The sequence below is a fragment of the Noviherbaspirillum phoenicis genome, assembly GCF_047237965.1.
Classification (GTDB): domain Bacteria; phylum Pseudomonadota; class Gammaproteobacteria; order Burkholderiales; family Burkholderiaceae_D; genus Noviherbaspirillum_A.
Map to the genome: position 1 here is coordinate 152969 of NZ_JBDFLX010000003.1, position 19849 is coordinate 172817.

Below are 19849 nucleotides of genomic sequence, written 5' to 3' on the forward strand. Positions count from 1 at the left end.
CTTTCCTCATTGCGAAGCGCCGCCGAAGCTCAGCCAGCGCGCCAATTCCCTGTCCGTTTGCAGCAGTCGATCCCGTTCACCACGCTGCCTTTTCTGCTCTTTCTTTTGTGCCCTGGTGAGAAGCCGCGGCGCCAGGCAATTGCAGGCCGTCCTCCAGGCAGGCCACAGCCGACTCCGCTGGTCGGGACGCAGCGCGCGCAGCACCCTAGCTAATGGCTGCCGCAGGAGCAAGCGGCCATCGAGCGCGATGTAGCGTTGCGCGCTGCCGGGTTCGCCCTGCCGCGCGCAGCGACCAATAAGCTGCCTGTCGATGCGCGGCGAGCCGTTCTGCTGGCAGCAGATGACATGCAGGCCGCCCTTGTCCGCCACCCCGGCTGCGAGCGCAATATCGGTGCCGCGCCCGGCCATGTTGGTCGCCACCGTGATCGCGCCGGCGATGCCAGCGTCAGCCACCAGCGCAGCCTCATGCTGGTCATGGCGGGCATTCATAACCGCGTGCGCCAGGCCTGCCTCGGCCAGGCAGCGCGACAGCGCCTCGGAATCGGCGACGGTGTCGGTGCCCACCAGCAGCGGCCGTCCGGCGCGTCGCATTGCCGATGCCGCCGCGACCACCGCTTGCCACTGGGATTGCTGATCTGGGAAAGCCTGCGCCGGGGCAAGCATGCGTCGCGACGGCCGACAAAGCGGCACCCGGCGTACTGCCAGGCCATACACGGCGGCCAGTTCCTGCCGCGATTCGGACAACGTGCCGCTCATTCCGCACAGCCAGTGGTATCGCGGGAAGAAGCGCTGATAAGTGATCTGGGTACGCGTTTCACTGGGTGGACTGAGCTTGCAGCCTTCCTTCTGCTCGACCATCTGCTGCAGGCCGCCAGACCAGACGCGGCCCTCGGCAGTGCGGCCAGTGGCGTCGTCGATCAGGCAGACCTTGCCGGCACGCAGATGATAATGCACCCCTGGCTGGAGCAAATGCCGCGCAGCCAGCGCGCTGCAGACCAGGTCTTCGCCACGTCGCTCGGCGCGCCATGGCGCGCCGAGCGACGTGGCGGTTCGCAGCAAGGCCCGCCCGGCGCTGGTCAGTTGCACCGTCCGCACGGCGCCCTGAAGCAGGAAATGGCGTCCTTCCTCGAGCGGCTCGGCGAGCGCCCATGCATGGGCGTACTCGGCCAGCAATTCGGTCTGTTCGGTCTGCTGCGACAGCACCAGCGGAACCCTTGCTTCATCGATCAAGATCGAGTCGGCTTCATCGATGATAGCCATGCACAATCCGCGCAGCAGGCGCCCCGGCATGGCCTGGCCGGACGCTTGCGGCCTGCCGGCCAGATTGTCGCGCAGGTAGTCGAACACCAATTCGGGCGCGGTGCAATAGACGATATCGCAACCATAGCTGGCGCGCCGGGCGGCGAAGTCCATCGGTTGCGTCACTATGCCGACCGACAGGCCGAGCGCCGCGGCCAGCGGCCGCAGCATGGCGGCATCGCGCCCGGCGAGATAGTCATTCGCGGTCACGACGTGGACCGGCACCCCGGAGAGCGCAGCGGCGATCGCAGCAATGCCGGCCGCAAGGGTCTTGCCTTCCCCGGTCGCCATTTCGGCTAGCTGCCGGTTCAGCATGATATGCGCGGCGACGAGCTGGTTATCGTGCGGTGTCATGGCCAGCTCGCGGCGACAAGCCAGGCTGACCAGCGCGAGCGTTTCCGCCAGGAGCAGATCGACAAGACCGTCGCGTGCGAGGAGCGCCCGCAATTCCCGCACGCGCTTCCCGAATGCCTGGCAGCCTGCCTGCCCGTGCCGGCCTTCCCATTGCCTCACCGTGGCAACAAAGTTTCGCGAAATTGCGCGGCCTTTCCAGCCCGGACCTTTCAGTAGCGGTAATAGCGACTGCCCCCATGAGGCAGGTTCGCTATCGCGCCGCTGCGGATACTCCCCGTGAATGATGCCCGGCGCTGGCACTGCGCCATGGCGACGGGTGGCACGGATCGGCAAGGAAAAACCGGTAGTCAGCATCTCAGCGCCCTGTTCCGAGATGGCGGATTGCCAGCTGGCGCAAGCTATGCGCCAGCTGGCTGGCCAGCGGCGCGTGGCCGAAGTCAAAGCGCACCCGGGCACGCCCGAGCGCGCGATGGAACGCGGCGTCCGGCAATGCCAAGTCGAACTGGAAGAACGGCTCCAGCGCGCGCAGGTGGTTGGTGTCGGCGGGGTCGGTAGCAATCGGCCCGCCATTGCTGTCGGCAAAAGCACCGCTTGGCAGCTCAACGGTAGCGGCCGGAATGTCCCGGAGCAGCCGTGCCGGATAAATCTTGCCTGGACTGTCATCGAGCCAGACTGATGCACCCCTGCTGCGCTCGCGCACGAGGGCAGCGTCGCCGTCAGACACCAGGGCGCGCAGCACTGGCGGGCCGGAGGGCAATACGTAGCCAAGCAGGCCGCCCTTCTTGATGAAGCTGCCCGGCAGGTCGGCCTGGCGCATCAGGACCATGCGCCCGCTCGCCTCGCTTCGAATCTCGAGCTGGCTGATCCGCTGGTCCAAGCGCTCGATCTCCGCATGCGCATGAGCAACCGCGCTTTCCAGGCTGACCGCTTGCGCCCGTGAATTGCGCAGCGCGCCATATTGGTCGGCTAGTAGCGCTGACAGCCGGCTGACCGCTTCCTCGCGCGCTGACAGAAGATCTGAATCCTCCAGCACGGCCAGCACCTGTCCCCGCTCCACGTGCATACCGTCATTCACCCGCATCTCGCGTACGCGTCCTCCGGTGCCGGCCCGCACCTGGGCCTGTTCGGGCAGCCAGACGACGCCTGGCGCAGTGGCGCCGTAAGGAAGCGGCAGGCAGACGAAGGCAAGCAGCAGCGCCACGGCGGACAGGCACAGCGCAAGCCGGGCGCGCGGCCGTGTATCGTCCCTCAGCAACTGCAGCCCCATGCTGGCCGCCCCGCGCAATGGCGAAGCCAGCATCGCAGCGGCAAAGGCCGCTGCCAGCAGCAAGCCGAGCAACGCCGACTTCCCGGCCGCCCAGAGCATGGCCTGCGTGCCGAGCGTAAACCGGTAAAACCAGGCCAGCGGCGTGTACAGCACCAGCCACTTGCGCTCGCCGACGGCCGGCGACAGTGTGACTTCCTGAACGCCTGATACGAGGCGCTGGGCCATCCCAGACCACCAGGCATTGCTGCGTTGCTCGAGGTTAGGAAGATCAAACAGGTCGCACATCAGGAAATAACCGTCGAAGCGCAGCAGCGGATTGCCGTTCACGGCCAGCGTCGACAAGCCTGCGGTGAGCATGGTGACGAAAGCGATGTCCTTGACCAGGCCCAAGGGCACCTCAGTCCAGACATGGAAGGCGAGTGCGGCCAACAGCAGTTCGACCATGATCCCGATCGCGCTGACCAAAGCGCGCTGCGCGCGTCGCGGAAAGCCCGATGCGGCAGAGGCATCGACATAGGGCACGGGCATGAACAGGAAAGCGGTAAAGCCCACATGATGCACTTCACCCCCCCAGCGCCGCACCGCAAGCGCGTGTCCGGCCTCGTGCAATGCCTTGATCAGCGGATAGACCAGGCAGCTGATGATCAGATAGCGCGGCGTGTCGGCATGCGAATGCGCGAAGGCCTGGAGCTCCGGCCAGTAGCGCGGCAGCGCCAGCAGCGTCACGAGTACCAGCCCCAGCCAGGCGGCGAATGCGGCGCGGCTGAACAGCCGCGGCAGGAAAGGCGCACAGCGGTCGAGCAGGCGGCTCGGGTCGAACAGCCTGACCCGGACCGAAAGCGGATTGAGGGCAAGCCAACGTTGCCGCGTCTGCCGCGCCTTCTTGCGGCGGAACTGCGCCTCGATGTCGGGCGGCAATTCGCACTGTAGCAGTTCGGCATTGGAAAGCTGCTCCAGCACACGAATCGCCTCGTCCTGGCTCAGCGCGGCGTCGCCATCGCGTTTTAACAGTGCGTCCCAGACAGCACCTACCGTAAGCCGACCGTCGAAGCAGCCGACAAAGCGCCAGGCTTCCTGGTTTAGCCGCTGCCGGCGTCCACTGCCCTCGTCCGCCAGCTGGTGCCAGACTTGGCCACGATGAACGTGACGCTGTACTTGCACTTGCGCACGCAAGCGCGGTCGCAGGCCGGCAACACGATACCAATGCGCGCTGTGCAGCGCCGTCATGACCACCAGCCCAGCGACCATAGCGACAGACGCAGCCAGGCATGAATGCGATGGCCAAGGATGCTTGCAAGCGAGCGCTCGGGGGCGTCGATGCGAGCAATGCCTTCGAGTCCCGGGCGGATGGCGGCCGCGTTCGAATCGAGCCTGCCCTCGGCTTCGAAGAAATGCCGCCCGTCGCGGCTCACTGCGACCGGCGCAATGCGTTCGACGGCGAAAGACATGGACTGATTTGGCAAGGCGGTCAGGCGCACGCGGCCGGCAGCGCCGACACCCAGGTCGGCGATGTCGCGCTCATCCACTTCCACGATCAGTCGGTAGCTGTCATGCGGGGCGATGACTAGCAGAGGATTGCCCTTTTGTACCGGCGCACCCAGGGACTGGCTCAGATCGCCGCTGATCACCACGCCATCGAAGGGCGCGACGATGTATGAGCGCTCGATTTGGCGGGATATCAGGTCGATGCGGGAGCGCGCCCCACTGGCCTTTGCTTGGTAGGACACCAGCATGGAGCGGTCGGCTTGGGCCAGCGCCATCCCATAACTGCTCTCGTACTGCGCCAATTCACTCTCGGCCTTGCTCCGTTCAAGCTGCAAATCCTGCTGCGCCAGTTGTGCCAGCGTCTGCCCCCCCTTGACCGGATCTCCGGGTCGAACCTCAACCTGCTGAATATATCCGTCGTCGGGAGCAGTCAGCACGCGCTGCACCGCGCCTTCGAGCCGAACTGGCGCGTGAATGCGGTATGGCACGGGCACCGCAATCGTGGCCAGCAACGCCATGGCGGCCAGTGCGGCGGCAATCTTACGTGCAGGATTGGCGGTCATCAGGCTGCGCTTTGCACTGCCCAAAGCGCCTGCCGCATGAGCAGCCAGCGATCGCTCGCTGCTGCGCTTTAGGAAAAGCACCGGCGACAAGGCTTGCAGGACTTGCACGCAGGCAGTCTCATCAGCTGCGGTGAAATGTTCCTGGCCATGTCGCTCCAGCGTAACCGCGCCGACCATGCAGCCGGCATCCACCACGGGCACCGAAACCGCTGAGCCGCCGTGCCGGCTTACTAGCGCTGCGTGTGCCATGACGATACGCGGTTGCGTGCTCACGTCCGGATAGACAACGCTGGCCGCCTGGTCTATGGCTTCATCCATCGCGGCAGCGATCAGGGCCATCAAGTCCCGGCGATAGTCAACGGTGACGCCATGCGATACCGCGACCACTCGACTGACGCCGCGGTTCAGAAGACCAATCGATACCCGGCTTGCCTGAAACAGCACAGCGAGCCGCGTTGCGAAGTCAGCAGCCGCCGCTTCAAAACTTGCATGTGACAGCATCGAGGACTGCATCTCGATCAGGTCGCCTGGACACACGAGAGTTGCAGCGGCGGCATCGCAGCTTGAAGGAAGAGACGTCACAGTTAAAAATGAATCCAGCCAACGAGTTGTAGAAGTTCAGCGCCTGTGAAAGCCGGACGCCTGCAGTTTCGGCAGGCTGTCACGGCGTAAATTACCAACAGGCAACTATCTTACAGGGTTTATTCAAAAAATTGAAAGAGATTCCGAAAATCGAAAAGAACGGTGTTCCGAAGAAGCAGCCATCGACGCCCGGAAGTGGCGACCCTTTTTCCAATGGCGCGATCGCCGTTGGCAGCTGTTCGTCTTGAGTTGGCAATCTCATCAGGATGAAAGCGCTAGCCGGTAAAGCAATCTGCCTGGCTTGCGCTTCTCAACGGAGAGAGTTGTCGCGAAGAAACAACGTACACCTGCAATGCGTCCGCCTATCTGATTTGACTGATGGTCCTTTGTGCTGATTGAAAAAGCACGATTTAAGCGCAAACAAGCTAAGAGCCAGTTCAGGCAAACTATTTGTTTACGCCACGCGGGATTAAGAGTTGAGAAAACCCGTTGCCCTGGCTGAATTTTAAAAAATAAGCTTCATCCGTAGTGTGCCATTCCGCACCGGCAGGCGGGCGTTTGCATTAATGCGCCGTTCTCATGAACTTAATTCGCATCATTTGCGTACTTTAATCAGGTACAAAAATTGTCAGCTATCCCATTCCACGCAAATAGGCTCTCGTTGTCTATTGATTGTTTTTTGCCGGCTCCATTTTGTTTCTTAGGGTCACCATTGTCTTGCCTATGAAATTGTTTCATGGCAATATTTGACCGAGACCGATGTTGCTGTTGGTCACTTAATAGTTCATGACGACTAGGAAGTTGGTCTATCGGCTAACATTAATGATGCAATTTGCACTGAAAAAATTTTGGCCAAGGCCAGTGGCATTGTTTCTTGCCTTTTCGAGCACCCAAGCCGATGCGCTTGGGCTGGGTCCGATCACACTGAGTTCCAAGTTGGGCCACCCGCTTCAGGCCCAAGTGGCTGTGTATGGCCTAGGCGCAGAAGAACTCAAAGCGAATTGCCTCACAACCCGCGTTACGGCACTGGATGGCAACTTGCTGTCGAAACCTAGTTCGCAGCTTATCGTCAAGGGTTCCGGTGCAACGATCAACATCGCTGGGCGCGAACGCTTGTCCGAGCCTGTCGTGAATATCGCGGTTGAGGTCAATTGTGAAAGCACCATTAGACGGGACTACCAAATACTGCTTGATCCCGATCAGGAAATGCAGTCAGTAAGTGCGAAGAGCCAGCAGCCACGTCTGCCAGACGTCGAACCGCCCTCTGCCGTGCAGAACAAATCGAGTCGATTAACTTCTGCTGCGGCCCCTGTTGCGTCCGGCGTGCTCGGTCCGGGCAAGACTCCAAAGATCCCCAGGGCCAAGCAGGCGCCAGCCGCAAGGAGCCTGTTGACTCTATCGACCGCCAATACCGGTCCGGAACAAGCGCAGCCTTACCTCACCTTGCGACATGCAACCACGTTGTCCGAACCGCTCGGAGAAGCCGACAAGGCGAAGCCGACGCCGCTTGATGCTGACCAGACCCGTGTGCCTGAACCGGTATCCGGCGAGGATCCGACTTCCTTGATCCGCGGCCAGTTGCGGGATGCCCAACGAGAACTACGTCTTGCTACGCAGTCGGCCGTATCGTTAAGGCAGGAACTGAAAAAAGAAAAAGCAGCAATGGCAGCTGAACGGAAAAGCCTGGTTTCCAGCGAGTGGTTGGCTCTTCTTGCCGCGTTATTGACTGCCAGCGTTGCCATTGCACTGTGGCTGTGGCGATGCCGCGTTGAGGATAAGCGCCGTTATCAAAACGAGTTACTGATACTGACGTCGGCATTCGATACGCAAGCGCAGACTGATCCACCGGCACCACCAAGCGTCCCTAAGGCAAGCATGGTTCATGTTGAGGATCAATCTCCATCAGCAGCCGTAAGCTTCCCTGCAGAGAGGGCCAGCAACGCGACTCCGTCCACAATGCTCGACTGGGAAGACAAGTCGAGCGTCTCTGCTTTTGCAAGCGCGCCGCCGCAACCGGGCAGCCCAACGCTTGAATGGGACCTTGAACCGACCGGCCCCGTTGCTGCGGCCGCTGCGCCTGCAGCGCCTGACACTACATTTCCTTTGCTCACGACGGAGCAAGCAGATGATGGGATGCAGGACCGCCACATCGCTTTACCGGAGTTGATCCTTCCTGCCGTGTCGGAAAGCGCGGCGCAGACGCATGCCGACGAGGTTGCCGACATGTTGCTGGCAGCTGAGCGCTGGATGATGGAACACAGCCCGCTCCGTGCAGCCGAACCCCTGCGGCCTTACTTGGAGCGCCAGGACATGCTTTCTCCGGCGCCCGGACTCTACTTGATCGCGCTTTACCAGACTGCCGGCGACCAAGAACAAATCAAGGCCCTCCAGGCACGCATGAGTCGGTATTTTCCCGAGGCGACGAAATACTGGCAACCAGATGCACGGCCACGGCTTACGCTGGCAAGCTTCCCCGACGTGGTTGAAACAATTGACGCTCTGGCCCAAACCAGCGCCCTGCTTCCGTATTTGAAAGGTTTGCTGTTAGCTCCTCACAAATTCGACTTTTCAGCGTATCGGGAAATTGTGCGTGCTATCGCAGCGGCAGAGGAAACTGAGAAATTATCGACGGCAAGTCAGTTTGGCTAAACAGCAGTCATCGACGAAGCAAACAACCACCACTAAGAACGTATCAAAAACAACCTATGTCAAGAAAGCTTTCTGTTCGCCGATTTTGGAGAAATTGTCTGTCGCCGGGCGCAACCTTCCTGCTGTGCAGCGCTCTTGTCGCCAGTGCCAGTGCAGCGCCGGCAGAAGCGCAGTTGAAAATTGCAGAACTGATGCAGCGCGGCCAACTGGATGCGGCCATGATGCAAGTCGACGAGGCATTACTCGCCAATCCCCGGCATCCGCAAATGCGTTTCAACAAAGGCGTCATCCTGGCCCAGCAGGGTAAATCGGCCGAAGCAATCACGCTATTGCTCAAGCTCACCGAAGACTATCCCAGGCTATCTGAACCCTACAACAACCTAGCCGTGCTGTATGCGGCCGGTGGCCAGTATGAGAGTGCGCGCATTGCGCTGAACAAGGCAGTTGCGAACAATCCCGACTACGGTATGGCGCATGAAAATCTGGGCGACGTTTATGCCGGCTTGGCCAGCCAGGCATATGAGAAGGCAGCCAAGCTCGACGGCAATGCCAACGCCCGAGCCAAAGCTGCGGCGCTGCGCGGCACTGTCCAATCTGCGTCTGGCATCGCCAAGCTCGCCACCCCGTCCGAAAAAAATGCGCCAGCAATGGCGGAGAGGACTGCAGCCGCGCCTAAACCCGTTCTTGGCAAGGAAGCGGTCAGTCGGGGAATTGTTGCCGAACACGGCGATGCCGAGCAGGCAGCCGTGCTCGAAGCCGTGAATGCATGGGCCAATGCGTGGAGTGCACGCGATGTGAGCGCCTATCTTGCCGCCTACAGCAAAGATTTTGTGACGCCGCGCGGTCTCAGCCATGAAAAATGGGCCGCCGAGCGCGCCGAGCGGATCACCAACAAGCAGCGCATCAGCGTCAAGGTAGTCGACCCCAAGGTAACGCTGAAGGGTGGCCAGGCGACTGTGCAGTTCAAACAGCAATTTAGTTCAGACAAACTGCGTTCGACCGATCAGAAAACTCTGACGCTTATCCGCCTTGACGGCGCCTGGCGCATTCGCCAGGAAAGGGTCGGATAAAGCGTCGAGGCCGACGCCACGGACGCCTCAACTGGTCAGGGTGCGCACCTGCTCCCAGTCGGTATAGCCTTGCAGGATCTTGGCAATGCCGTCCTGGCGCATCGTCGCCATCCCCTCTTGCATCGCCTGCGCAGTGATCTCCGCCACGCTGGCCCGGTTTAAAATCATGCGCTTGATCGCACCGCTGTTAACCAGCAACTCATGAATGCCCAGCCGGCCCTTGTAGCCGCTGCCGTTGCATTCCTCGCAGCCGCGGGCACGGTGCAGCGTCATTTTGCCATCCGGGCCTGCATGCGTTGCATGCCAGTCGGCCAGGATCCGGTCAGCGGAAAGCGCAGTGTCGAGGCAGTACTCATACGCCAGCATGGCCAGTTCCTCGTCGGAAGCCGTATCGGCGATGCGGCAGGAAACGCACAGGCGGCGCGTCAGGCGCTGACCGATAACGCCCAGCAGCGCGTCGCCGAAATTGAACGGATCCAGGCCTAGATCGAGCAGCCGCACTACGCTTTCCGCGGCGCTATTGGTGTGCATCGTTGAAAAGACCAAGTGACCGGTGAGGGAGGCTTCGATGACGGTGCGGGCGGTTTCGGCGTCGCGTGTTTCGCCGACCATGATCACATCCGGATCGGCCCTGAGAAAGCTGCGCAGTACGGCGGCGAAGGTCCAGTCGATGCGCGGCTGGACCTGTACCTGGCGCAAGCCTTCCTGGGTGATCTCGACCGGGTCCTCGACAGTCCAGATCTTGCGATCGGGCGTGTTGATATGCGCGAGGATGGAATGGAGCGTCGTGGTCTTGCCCGATCCGGTCGGGCCGCATACAAACAGCAGCCCGTGGGGCCGCGCAGCAATCTTGCGGATGCCTTCCAGAGCGCTGGGCGACAGGCCGAGGCCATCCAGCGATACCGCCTTGGGAGCGCTGAGGATGCGCATCACCACATCTTCCAGACCTTCTGTCGTCGGCATGGTCAGCACCCTGAGCTCGATGCGGGCCGGGCCGAATTGAGAAAAATCGATCTTTCCATCCTGCGAGCGCCGCTTTTCGGAAATGTCCAGGCGGCTCATGATCTTCAAACGGGACACGAGCGCATTGCGGAAGTTGGCCGGGATATCGGAATAGTGGGACATGAGGCCTTCCTTGCGAAAGCGTACCTGGGTCGGCCGATTGCCCTTCATGGTTTCGATATGGATATCGGAGGCGCCATCTTCATAGGCATCCATGATGATCTTGTTGACCAGCCGCACCAGCGTGTTGTCCGACTCCGATACATCGTCCATCACGCTGATGGTGCTTGCCGGCGTGACCAGGTCGGTGCCGCCCAGTTCGAACACCAGGTCTTCCATGCTTTCCCGGCTGGCCTGGCTGCCGTAAAACTTCCTGATTGCGCCGCTGAGGTCGTCCGCCGACGCCATCACCGGATCGATCTTCAGCTTGGTGTAGAAGCCGAGCGCCTGCAGGCCTTCGATGGCAAGCGGATTTTCCAGCGCAACCACCATGCGGGTCTCGGTACGGTAAAGCGGCATGATCTGGTATTTGCGCACGAGATCGGCCGGCACCGATTTGATCAGGTTCAGGTCAAAATCGAACTTGCGCAGGCTGACCAGTGGAATGCCCAGCTTCTGGGCCAGCACCCGGCGCAGGGTGTCGCGCTTGACGACGTCCATTTCCACCAAGATCTCGCCCAAGTGGGTTTTACGGTCATGCGTCTGCATCGCCAACGCCTGCTCCAGCTGTTCCTGCGTGATAAGGCCCTCCTGCAGCAGCGCTTCTCCCAAGCGTATATGGGGCAGCTCCTTTTGCTGGTGGAGCGCTTTTTCCACCTGTTCCTGACTGAGTATCTGCTGTTTTTGCAAGTAGTCACCCAATTTACGAGTGCGTAATGCTTCTTGTTTTTTTAAGCCAAGATCCACTGCATCTTGCGATACCAAACGGCCTTCGACCAGCATTCGCCCCAAGTGCTCGCCAATGCGATAGCTCGATATTGCGCTCGCAGGAATGAACCAGCGCAGTACCTCGTCATCATAACTGCGGAGGAAAAGAAACAGGCCGAACGGATGCTCGACATAACCCATGGTTTCAGCCATCAGGCTATCGCCATCTTTGAAGTTGACGACACAACGCTGGGTTGGACTTGCAGCGGCCGGAACGAGTTGCTGTTCTTGAATTAATGCTATCCGCTTCATTTCAGTTGGCTGCGTCAAGCGCAGACTCCTGAACTCCGTGAAGCCAACTTGACTTGACAGCAGACAGTCCTTATGAACAAATTCAACCAGCTTGTTTTCAGGGTCAAACTTGACCAACATTCCTGTTTCCTGCTTACCGCTATTAAGCGTAAGCAGTGCAGATTGAGGGCCTCGAGATCCGGTCGAAGCTTGGAAATGCGGCGGGTTGGGCCATTCAAAATCGATCATACATCACTTGTTTTGCGTTAATAATGACGAGTAAACTAGCACTGACAATGGTTGCTTACAAGCAATAAATTTGCGGATATGTTGCATTGCGCCGGCTTTAATGAGCTACGACGCGGGACACTGGCGCTCAAGGTTAACAACGCTGGTTTCCGAATGGTGGCCTCATCGATATGCCCCCATTCATTATTGCCGATTTCATGCGGCAGCCTATTCGAACGCGAGCTCTCTCAGCGAGGTGATTGAACAGCTAGGCACACGCAGGATAGTGTGGCAGCTTGTGCGTACGTCGAGACGGCATAACAGGCAGGCACGCACGGAAACCATGATGGCAAGTCGTGGATCTGCCGCTCGCAAGTGTCGCGGGTGCTCGTGCTGAGCAATGCAACTGGCCCCAGGCACGCCGTTGCACTTGCATCGCAGGGAAACGATCACGATGTAGCTGCGCAGTTACCAAGGCCATAGGCCGATACTGCGATTTCTTATCGGTTTTAGCCATGCACCCACGTTCGGTCGAGATTCTTGAATTTCTACTTATCCGGGTTTTCCCAATCAGCGATCTTGTCCCGCGCATGGGCGCTGCAAGATCAATCACCTCTGGCGAGATATGCGTCATTGACTTCGTTGAAAAGAAGATTTTGACTTTTGGCTGCAGCAAAGAATCACGCCCTTGCTGCATGATCACGCCAAGCCGGCCGGATTCAAGGCGCACTAAAGTGCCGACTGGATAAATTCCTACACTCTTGACGAACGCTTGGAAAATTACCGGGTCAAAGTGGCCTTTCCAGCCTGCCATCTGGCGAATCGCCTTGTTCGGACACCATCCCTCCTTGTACAGCCTGTTTGACGTAAGCGCATCATAGACATCGCAAACAGCGCCCATGCGCGCCAAGCGGCTGACCTGCTCGTCGGCCAATCCATGCGGATAACCCGAACCGTCTATTTTTTCATGGTGACGCAATACCACGTCGAGAGCACCTTCTGGTACTCCATGCCCCTGCATCAGAATCCAGTGGCCGACCGTCGGATGGGATTTGATGATGCGGAACTCATCGTCTGTTAGTGAATTTGGCTTGTCAAGAATGTCGTTCGGTACTGCCATCTTGCCAATGTCATGAAGCAAGCCAGCCAAACCCGCCTCCCGGACTGCATCCGCGGACATGCCTAGTTGGCGAGCAAGAGCTACCATCAGCGCACAAACAGCCACTAAATGCATATATGTATAGTCGTTTTTAGTCTTTAGACGCACCAGGCCGATAAGAGCATCGGAATTTCGAAGCACTGACTGGGAAATCTCATCGACCACCGGTAACATGGTTTGTGCATCGACCGCTCGGCCCATGCGTAATTCCTGAAACATAGCCACCATCGCACGTCGTGCCTTGCCGCAAAGAGCTGCAGCGCGCGCCCGCTCGGTATCTAATGGCGCCGGCCGTGGCTCGCCAAAACCATACGATTCTGCACGGCTCTTGATTTCATGAGTTGTTGTCGTTGGAGACGGCCCAGCAGTACTATCGATGCCACCTGCGTTCAAGGCGTCGTTTTCCGGAGCCGCGTCACTTTCAGTCGAGAGTTCCGTAGTGATCGTTTCAAGATCACCTCCCTTACTGATGTCAATCCATACGCTGGTAAAACCAGGCTCCAGGAGTGTATGAATATCCTGCTCATTCGATAGCAAAAATGCCGAGCGCCAGAATGGTGACTGAAACCAGCTCTCACTAATCTTGGCGATGTACATTCCAGGCTGCAGCTCAGTGGTATCAATTTTCTTGAGCATGGTAAAGAAATCTCGACTTGTCGGATTACAATTTATTTCGCCTTCGAGGCAAAGAAAAAGCTGTCGCTCTTCTTTTGCTTAAATAATGATGCGTAACATGATCAAATATTTTTTCTGCATGCTCGGATTATTGCATGAGTGCAATATCGTACTGAATTCAATTACAATGCATAACGACTTTTCGTAAATTTTTTACTATCAGTAACCTCAGTTTGAAACAAATATTTTTTTATAGGAAATGCCTGAGATCCTCCTATGCGCGTCGTAAAATTTGGTCCGCATATTGATAAATCGCCACGAAGCAGGAGGCGCTCATGGATGGTCTCATACCAATCCCAAGTTACCGAGCGCGTAGTCAGGCTGAGTGTCCTCGACAAAAGGCGGAATATCGGTTTCGAAAGTCTTGCTGTAGTTACAAGAATACAATTCCATCTATTGGCGCATTGGGAACCAAGCGGGTGACAGCGCCTGCGTTACCTGGCACAGGCTGCTATCGCTGCAAAAGTGAACCGCCCCCAAGTGAACTGACCCCCAGGAGTTGGACGGTTAAACTTTAGTTACGTGCTGCCTGAAGTCTATATTCCACCGGGCTCATGCCCCTAGCGCAGTTGTCGAATTAATGTACGGCAGAGCCACAGAGATTGAACCAGCCCTTTGCATCCGATTGCGAAATATGTTCGATCGCTTGCGTAAGAGCCTCATCAAGTGCTTCTCGGGTCCGCGCCTTGGCTTTTCGTAGAATTGCCTTGAGCTTGGACCAGCAGCTTTCGATCGGCGAGTAATCCGGTGAGTACGGCGGCAGGTAAATCAATCGGGCGCCGGTGGATTCAATGGCTTCCCGGATGCCACGGACCTTGTGCACGCTGAGGTTGTCCATCACCACAATGTCATCGGCCACCAGCGTCGGCACCAGCACTTGCTCGACATACGCACGAAACACGGCCGTATCGGTCGCTCCCTCGACTGTCATGACGGCGTCGAGCCCGGTGCAGGACAGCGCGCCAAGGATAGTGACGTTCAAGCCAAAGTTCTTCGGCACTGCATCCGCCACCCGCCGACCGAATTGGGCCCGGCCATAGCGGCGGGTCATGGCAATGTTGCAGCCGGACTCGTCAATAAATTTCAAGTGTCGGCACGCGCAGGCGGCAAGTTGCGTGCGGTATTGCTGGCGTGCCAGTAGTACAGTCGGTGTGTCCCGTTCGCTGGCATGAACGGTTTTTTTTTGCGCCGCATGTGCAGCCGCTGCAACAGTCGATGCACGCAGCTAATGCTCACCGTCAGACCGCATTGCGTTTGCAAGCGCTCGGCGAGCTCGGCCAGGGTCAAGTCGTTTTGCTCGGCCAGCCAGCGCTGCACCTGTTCGCAGGCTGCCGCATCGAGCAACCCCGGACGGCCGGCGCGCTTGCGATCAGGTTCCAAGGCTCCGGTGCGACGATACAGCCGCAGCAACTTCTCGACAAATGCCTGGCTCACCCCAAAAAAGCGGGCCACTTGTGCCTGCGAAGCTGTACCGCGTTCACAGGCCTGGACGACTTTGCGTCGTAGATCCACGGAATAAGCAGCGCCCATGATGGCCTCCTCACGGTAACAAAGCTCATCATTAGACCGCATAAATCGCGCCGCATTCCACCGTCTAGCATTCCGACAACCGCGCTAAGCTTCGATTTGATGCGGTGTCGATTGTAGTAGTCGATGTAGCTCTTTAGGCCCGCATCCAGTTGCTCGACATCCTCGAAGTCGGCGAGGTGGAAATACTCGGTTTTCAGGGTAGCAAAGAAGCTCTCCATGGCCGCATTATCAAAGCAATTTCCCTTTCGCGACATACTTTGCTTCATCCCGTATCGAGCCAGAGCCGATCTATAGGGCTGCATCCGGTAGTGCCAGCCTTGGTCGGAATGAAGCAGCGGTTTGTCCTTTCCCCTGCATTTCCTTGCGGCTTTCTTTAGCATGTCCATCACCAACGAGAAATCAGGCCGACGGCTGGTTTCGTACGCTACGATTTCGCCATTGTAGAGATCCATGATGGGAGACAGGTATAGCTTCTTACCGGCGACGCTGAACTCCGTCACGTCCGTAACCCACTTCTGGTTTGCTTGCGATGTCGTAAAGTCGCGATTGAGGGAGTTAGGTGCGGCTTCGCCAAGCTCGCCCCTATAGGACCGAAACTTTTTCGGGCGCACACGTGACTGCATTCCCATATCGTTCATGAGTAGCTGTACGGCCTTATGATTCACCAACCAACCATCGCGACGGATAGCCGCCGTGACACGGCGATAGCCATACAAGCCGCGATGTTCCGTATAGACAGCCCGAATCCGCGCTTTAAGCTCATCCTGCCTATCAGGCATAGCCAATGCCTTCGCCTGATAGTAAAACGTGCTACGCGGCAGTTGCGCAGCAAGCAGTAGGTCGGCCAAAGGAAATTCACGCCTCAGTTCTAGCACTATCTGCGCCCTTTCTGCTGCGCTGATTTCTTCGCTAGAACCAAGGCACTGACTTTTTTAGGTACGCAACCTCCGCGCGCAATTGTTGATTTTCGCGAAGTAAGCGGTCTGCCTGCTCTGACTGTTCAGGCTCTGGCAATCGAGGCGAGGTCTTTTTCTTTGTTGGCACGAGATTATCCAATGGGAGAATATGCTGCGGCGAACGAAGCTCTCCGCGCTCATGTTGTCGCTGCCACATCGTGATGCTATGAGGGTTACCAATATTGTACCGAGCTGCCAGCTCGCGGCAGGACAGGTTTTCGGCCGCGAGGCGGTGCAGCACTTCCAACTTGAACTCACACGTGTATCGACCGCGCTGACGATCAAGGCCGGCACTGCCGTGATGCTGATATGCCCCGACCCATCTTCTGACCTGGCTGTCAGCGATGTCAAACTTGGCGGCCAGAAGCTTGTATCCCCCTTTGCCAGAGAGATACTCCCGGACCACCTTCCGTTTGAACTTGACGTCGAACGTCCTCATAAAACCTCCAAGATTGTGTCCAACTCCTGGGGGTCAGTTCAAAGCCGGGGCGGTTCCAGAATATGGCATGGCGTGTCCAATGAGCCGCAAAGGCGATTGCGAAGACAACGCGCCGATTGAAAGCTGGTCTAGCAGTTTCAAGAATGAACGCATTCATCGCGTGCGCTATAACACCCAAGACGCCAAGAAACCCGTCAATTTCGACTATATCGAAGCCTTTTACAATCGCCAGCGACAACATAGCGAGCCGCCCAACGGCGCCAACCATCCGAGCAAGCTTGACTATCCGCCCGGGTTCAATGCAAGGCGTATCGCAGCTCGTAATACCACGCCGTTACAACGTAACAAACAGCTCCAACACATGGGTCCGTTACGTAAAAGGCTCCCTGTCACAGGCGATCCAGTCATCGCGAATCGCCCCGGGGCGGCTCCGTGCGCGCAATTCCCTACGATAGAAATAAATTTCCTTAAAGTAATTTTTCCGTTATGATATCGCGAATCTCAGTTGTAGCAATGAAGTGTCCATAAACTCGTCAATAGCAATAACCACGCATTTTTTACCTAAATAACAAACAGGCTATGGTCTTTTACAAAAAAGTCAAAAATGGCAGAGCGCTTCAGTGAGCTGCTTACACGATCCGTTGCCAATACACAACACAATTCGCAAGACATTATCGCAAATGCACGCCAGTAAGTAATAGAGAAAATCGTGCGAAAGAGCATCTGACTAGCGACTTGTAAAAAATACTGCAATCCCTACCATTTTCCCAGCATGTCTACATCGCATTTCTATTTGCAAAACGAACTATTCGCATGATTCTTTTTCGTGCCAAAGCAACTCTTTTAACAATGAATGGAAAATCTTCATTAGAGTCGATGAACCTGTTCATCTCTGCTGCCGTCGCAAGCCTAATTCTGCAACCGCCAGCGTTTGCCGCTCATTCACCCGATCTGACCAGTCTGAGCCTCGATCAAATTTTTAACATGGAGATCGTTAGCGCTTCCAAGATTGCGCAGAAGGTGAGTGACGTGCCAGGCTCGGTTTCTGTCGTGACCGCCCAGGACATCAAGGATTACGGACACCGGTCATTGGCGGATATTTTGCAAAGCATGCGCGGCATTTATATCAGTTATGACCGAAACTACAGCTACATTGGGACCCGCGGCATCGGGCGGCCAGGAGACTTCAACACCCGCCTTTTGATATTGATTGACGGCAAGCGCACTAATGACGCCATCTATGATACGGGGGCCGCCGGTACAGAATTTCCCATCGACGTTGAATTGATCGACCGGGTCGAATTTGTTCCAGGTCCGGGATCGGCAATATACGGCAGCAGCGCTTTTTTTGGCGTCATTAATGTCATTACCAAATCCGGGGCGAGCTTTCAGGGAGGCGAACTCAGCACTCACGTTGCAAGCTACGATACCCGGTACGGGCGCGCTACGTTTGGAAAAAAACTTGATAATGGCTTGGATGTCCTGGTGAGCGCTTCGGGACTCAACAGCAAGGGACCGGATCTGTATTTTCCTGAATTCGACAGTATCGAAAGCAATAATGGCGTCGCTCGCGGTCTTGATTATGACCGCTACAAAAAGTTTTTTGCCAAGGTATCTGCGGGCGATTTCACGTTATCCGGATACCTGAGCCAGCGTACAAAGGGAATCCCAACGGCATCCTATGGACAGCAATTCAATGATCCTCGAAGCCAGACGGTAGATGAATACGCATCGCTCTATGCTTCCTACAAGCGAGAACTATCCCGAACGCTTGATTTGTATGCCAACCTCAACCTGAACAGCTATCGCTACAGCGGCGCCTACATTTACAATGCACAGAGTGACACACTCAACAGGGACCTCGGTAATGCACAGTCGTTGGGCGGGGAATTGCGCCTTGTCAGTACCGGCTTTCGGAATCATAAAGTCATTTATGGAGCGGAATATAACAACAGCTTCAAAAGGGAGCAGCTGAATTATGATATCAACCCGTTGTACTCCTACCTAAAAAGCAATGTTCTAAAACATGGTTCTGGCGTCTATGTACAGGACGAAATACGGCTGCAGGAAAACCTGATCCTTAATCTGGGGATTCGCCGGGATATTGACGCGGAGGGCGGCGCCAGCAACAATCCTCGGGTCGCCGTTATTTACAAAGCCACTCCTGAATTGGCAATCAAGGGCCTGTACGGGACGGCATTTCGTACCGCCAACGCCTACGAACGATATTACGCAACGACCGAAAGCCTTTATAAAATCAATCCTGATTTGAAGTCCGAAAAGATCCGCACGCAAGAGCTGATATTCGAGTATTCTCCGGCTTATAATTTTAGAACCAGCGCGTCATTATTCCAATACCAGTTCAAGGATCTCATTTCGCTGACTACCGATGCTGCAGACGGGCTTTTGTATTTTTCGAATATCGACGCAGCCAAAACCCGAGGCCTGGAACTGGAAGCCGAGTGGGCTCGGGAAGGCGGCAGCCGGCTGAAAACCAGCGCCAGCTTTCAATATGCCAATAGCACTGGAAATGGAGAATGGCTGACTAATTCTCCACGCCAGATATTCAAACTGAACTACACCATGCCTTTTCTTGACAAGGCTTACCGTACTGGCCTGGAATACCAGTTCACCAGCAAGCGAAAAACTCCGATTGGTGGCGAAGTCGGTGGCTTTGGAATTGTCAATGTCACGCTGGTAACGCAGAAACTCGCCAATAAGCTGGAGCTTTCTGCAAGCCTTTACAACCTGCTCGACAAACGTTACATGGCTTCGCCGAGTGAAGAGCATTTCGACAATAGCAGCCCGCCCCGTTATCTGAATGGAATACAGCAGAACGGAAGAAATTTCCGAGTCGTTGCAACTTATAAATTTTAGATATGTCGACCAGATACGTGGCACGCCTCTTAGTCAAGGCACTTATCGTGATGATCGGCGCACTCCCCTTTCGTCCTGTTATAGCCCAGGTAGCTAATGAGTACGCTGCGAAAGCTGCGTTCCTGTATAACGTTATGCTTTTTAGTTCGTTTCCCGTAGGAGGCAATGGAACGATCCGTTTATGCGTGCTGGGTCGAGATCCTTTTTCCGGCGGATTAAATATGCTGGAAGGCAAGGAGATAAATTCGTCCAAGCTGACGATTGCCTATCCGCGCACGAGCACCGAAGCATTCAAGCAGTGCCAAGCCGTTTTCGTTGCCTTATCTGAAGCCGACAATATATTGGCACTTGCCACGCTGGGCAAAGAGTCTGGCGTCATGACGATCAGCGATGTTGAAGGCAGCGCCCGAAAGGGAATCATGGTTGAATTGCATATCGAAAATAACAAGATTGCCTTTGAATTCAACAATGATTCAGCACATTCCGCCAGGATTTCATTGAGTTCGAAGGTAATTCGGCTCGCTAAATCAGTTTACTAAACTTTACTATATTCCTT

At 56.8% G+C, this 19849-nt stretch carries 12 protein-coding genes and 1 pseudogene; 5 read left to right on the forward strand and 8 right to left on the reverse strand.

Annotated elements, in window-relative coordinates:
* Positions 1-6: 6 nt before the first annotated feature.
* The 3 genes from ABC383_RS22965 to ABC383_RS22975 form a co-directional block, all read right to left on the reverse strand.
* Entirely contained in the window at positions 7-2007 is a 2001-nt protein-coding gene (locus ABC383_RS22965) for a preprotein translocase subunit SecA (protein WP_413017594.1), read from the reverse strand.
* Between the two features lies 1 nt (position 2008).
* On the reverse strand, positions 2009-4081 hold the full coding sequence (locus ABC383_RS22970) for a biotin/lipoyl-binding protein (RefSeq protein ID WP_413017596.1): 2073 nt from the start codon (positions 4079-4081) through the stop codon (positions 2009-2011).
* 62 nt (positions 4082-4143) lie between these two features.
* Complete coding sequence (locus tag ABC383_RS22975; protein WP_413017598.1) at positions 4144-5469, reverse strand: GAF domain-containing protein; 1326 nt, start codon at positions 5467-5469, stop codon at positions 4144-4146.
* A gap of 903 nt (positions 5470-6372) precedes the next feature.
* Here ABC383_RS22975 and ABC383_RS22980 point away from each other — a divergent pair.
* A complete protein-coding gene (locus ABC383_RS22980) occupies positions 6373-8199 on the forward strand; it encodes a type IV pilus assembly protein FimV (protein ID WP_413017600.1) in 1827 nt (608 codons plus the stop codon).
* Between the two features lie 56 nt (positions 8200-8255).
* Positions 8256-9269 (forward strand): nuclear transport factor 2 family protein, encoded by a 1014-nt coding sequence (locus tag ABC383_RS22985; protein ID WP_413017602.1) that lies wholly within the window; start codon positions 8256-8258, stop codon positions 9267-9269.
* Positions 9270-9296: 27 nt separating this feature from the next.
* Here ABC383_RS22985 and ABC383_RS22990 read toward each other — a convergent pair whose 3' ends face one another.
* The 5 genes and pseudogenes from ABC383_RS22990 to ABC383_RS23010 form a co-directional block, all read right to left on the reverse strand.
* A complete protein-coding gene (locus tag ABC383_RS22990; RefSeq protein ID WP_413017604.1) occupies positions 9297-11570 on the reverse strand; it encodes an ATPase, T2SS/T4P/T4SS family in 2274 nt (757 codons plus the stop codon).
* 355 nt (positions 11571-11925) lie between these two features.
* Complete coding sequence (locus ABC383_RS22995; RefSeq protein ID WP_413017606.1) at positions 11926-13452, reverse strand: cyclic di-GMP phosphodiesterase; 1527 nt, start codon at positions 13450-13452, stop codon at positions 11926-11928.
* Between the two features lie 616 nt (positions 13453-14068).
* Entirely contained in the window at positions 14069-14578 is a 510-nt protein-coding gene (locus ABC383_RS23000) for an IS630 family transposase (protein WP_413017608.1), read from the reverse strand.
* Complete coding sequence (locus tag ABC383_RS23005; protein ID WP_413017610.1) at positions 14575-15063, reverse strand: helix-turn-helix domain-containing protein; 489 nt, start codon at positions 15061-15063, stop codon at positions 14575-14577. The genes ABC383_RS23000 and ABC383_RS23005 overlap by 4 nt, the downstream gene beginning before the upstream one ends.
* Positions 15064-15098: 35 nt before the next feature.
* Positions 15099-16416 (reverse strand): annotated as a pseudogene (locus ABC383_RS23010) (IS3 family transposase); the annotation flags it as partial.
* 79 nt (positions 16417-16495) lie between these two features.
* Between ABC383_RS23010 and ABC383_RS23015 the strand changes: the two are divergent.
* The 3 genes from ABC383_RS23015 (at position 16496) to ABC383_RS23025 (ending at position 19832) form a co-directional block, all read left to right on the forward strand.
* Positions 16496-16906, forward strand: a complete 411-nt coding sequence (locus tag ABC383_RS23015; RefSeq protein WP_413017612.1) for a hypothetical protein — start codon at positions 16496-16498, stop codon at positions 16904-16906.
* Positions 16907-17229: 323 nt separating this feature from the next.
* Positions 17230-19293: a TonB-dependent receptor plug domain-containing protein gene (locus ABC383_RS23020; protein ID WP_413017614.1), complete on the forward strand. Its 2064-nt coding sequence runs from the start codon at positions 17230-17232 to the stop codon at positions 19291-19293.
* A 50-nt stretch (positions 19294-19343) separates the two neighbouring features.
* Positions 19344-19832, forward strand: a complete 489-nt coding sequence (locus tag ABC383_RS23025; RefSeq protein ID WP_413018459.1) for a YfiR family protein — start codon at positions 19344-19346, stop codon at positions 19830-19832.
* The last annotated feature ends 17 nt before the right edge of the window (positions 19833-19849 follow it).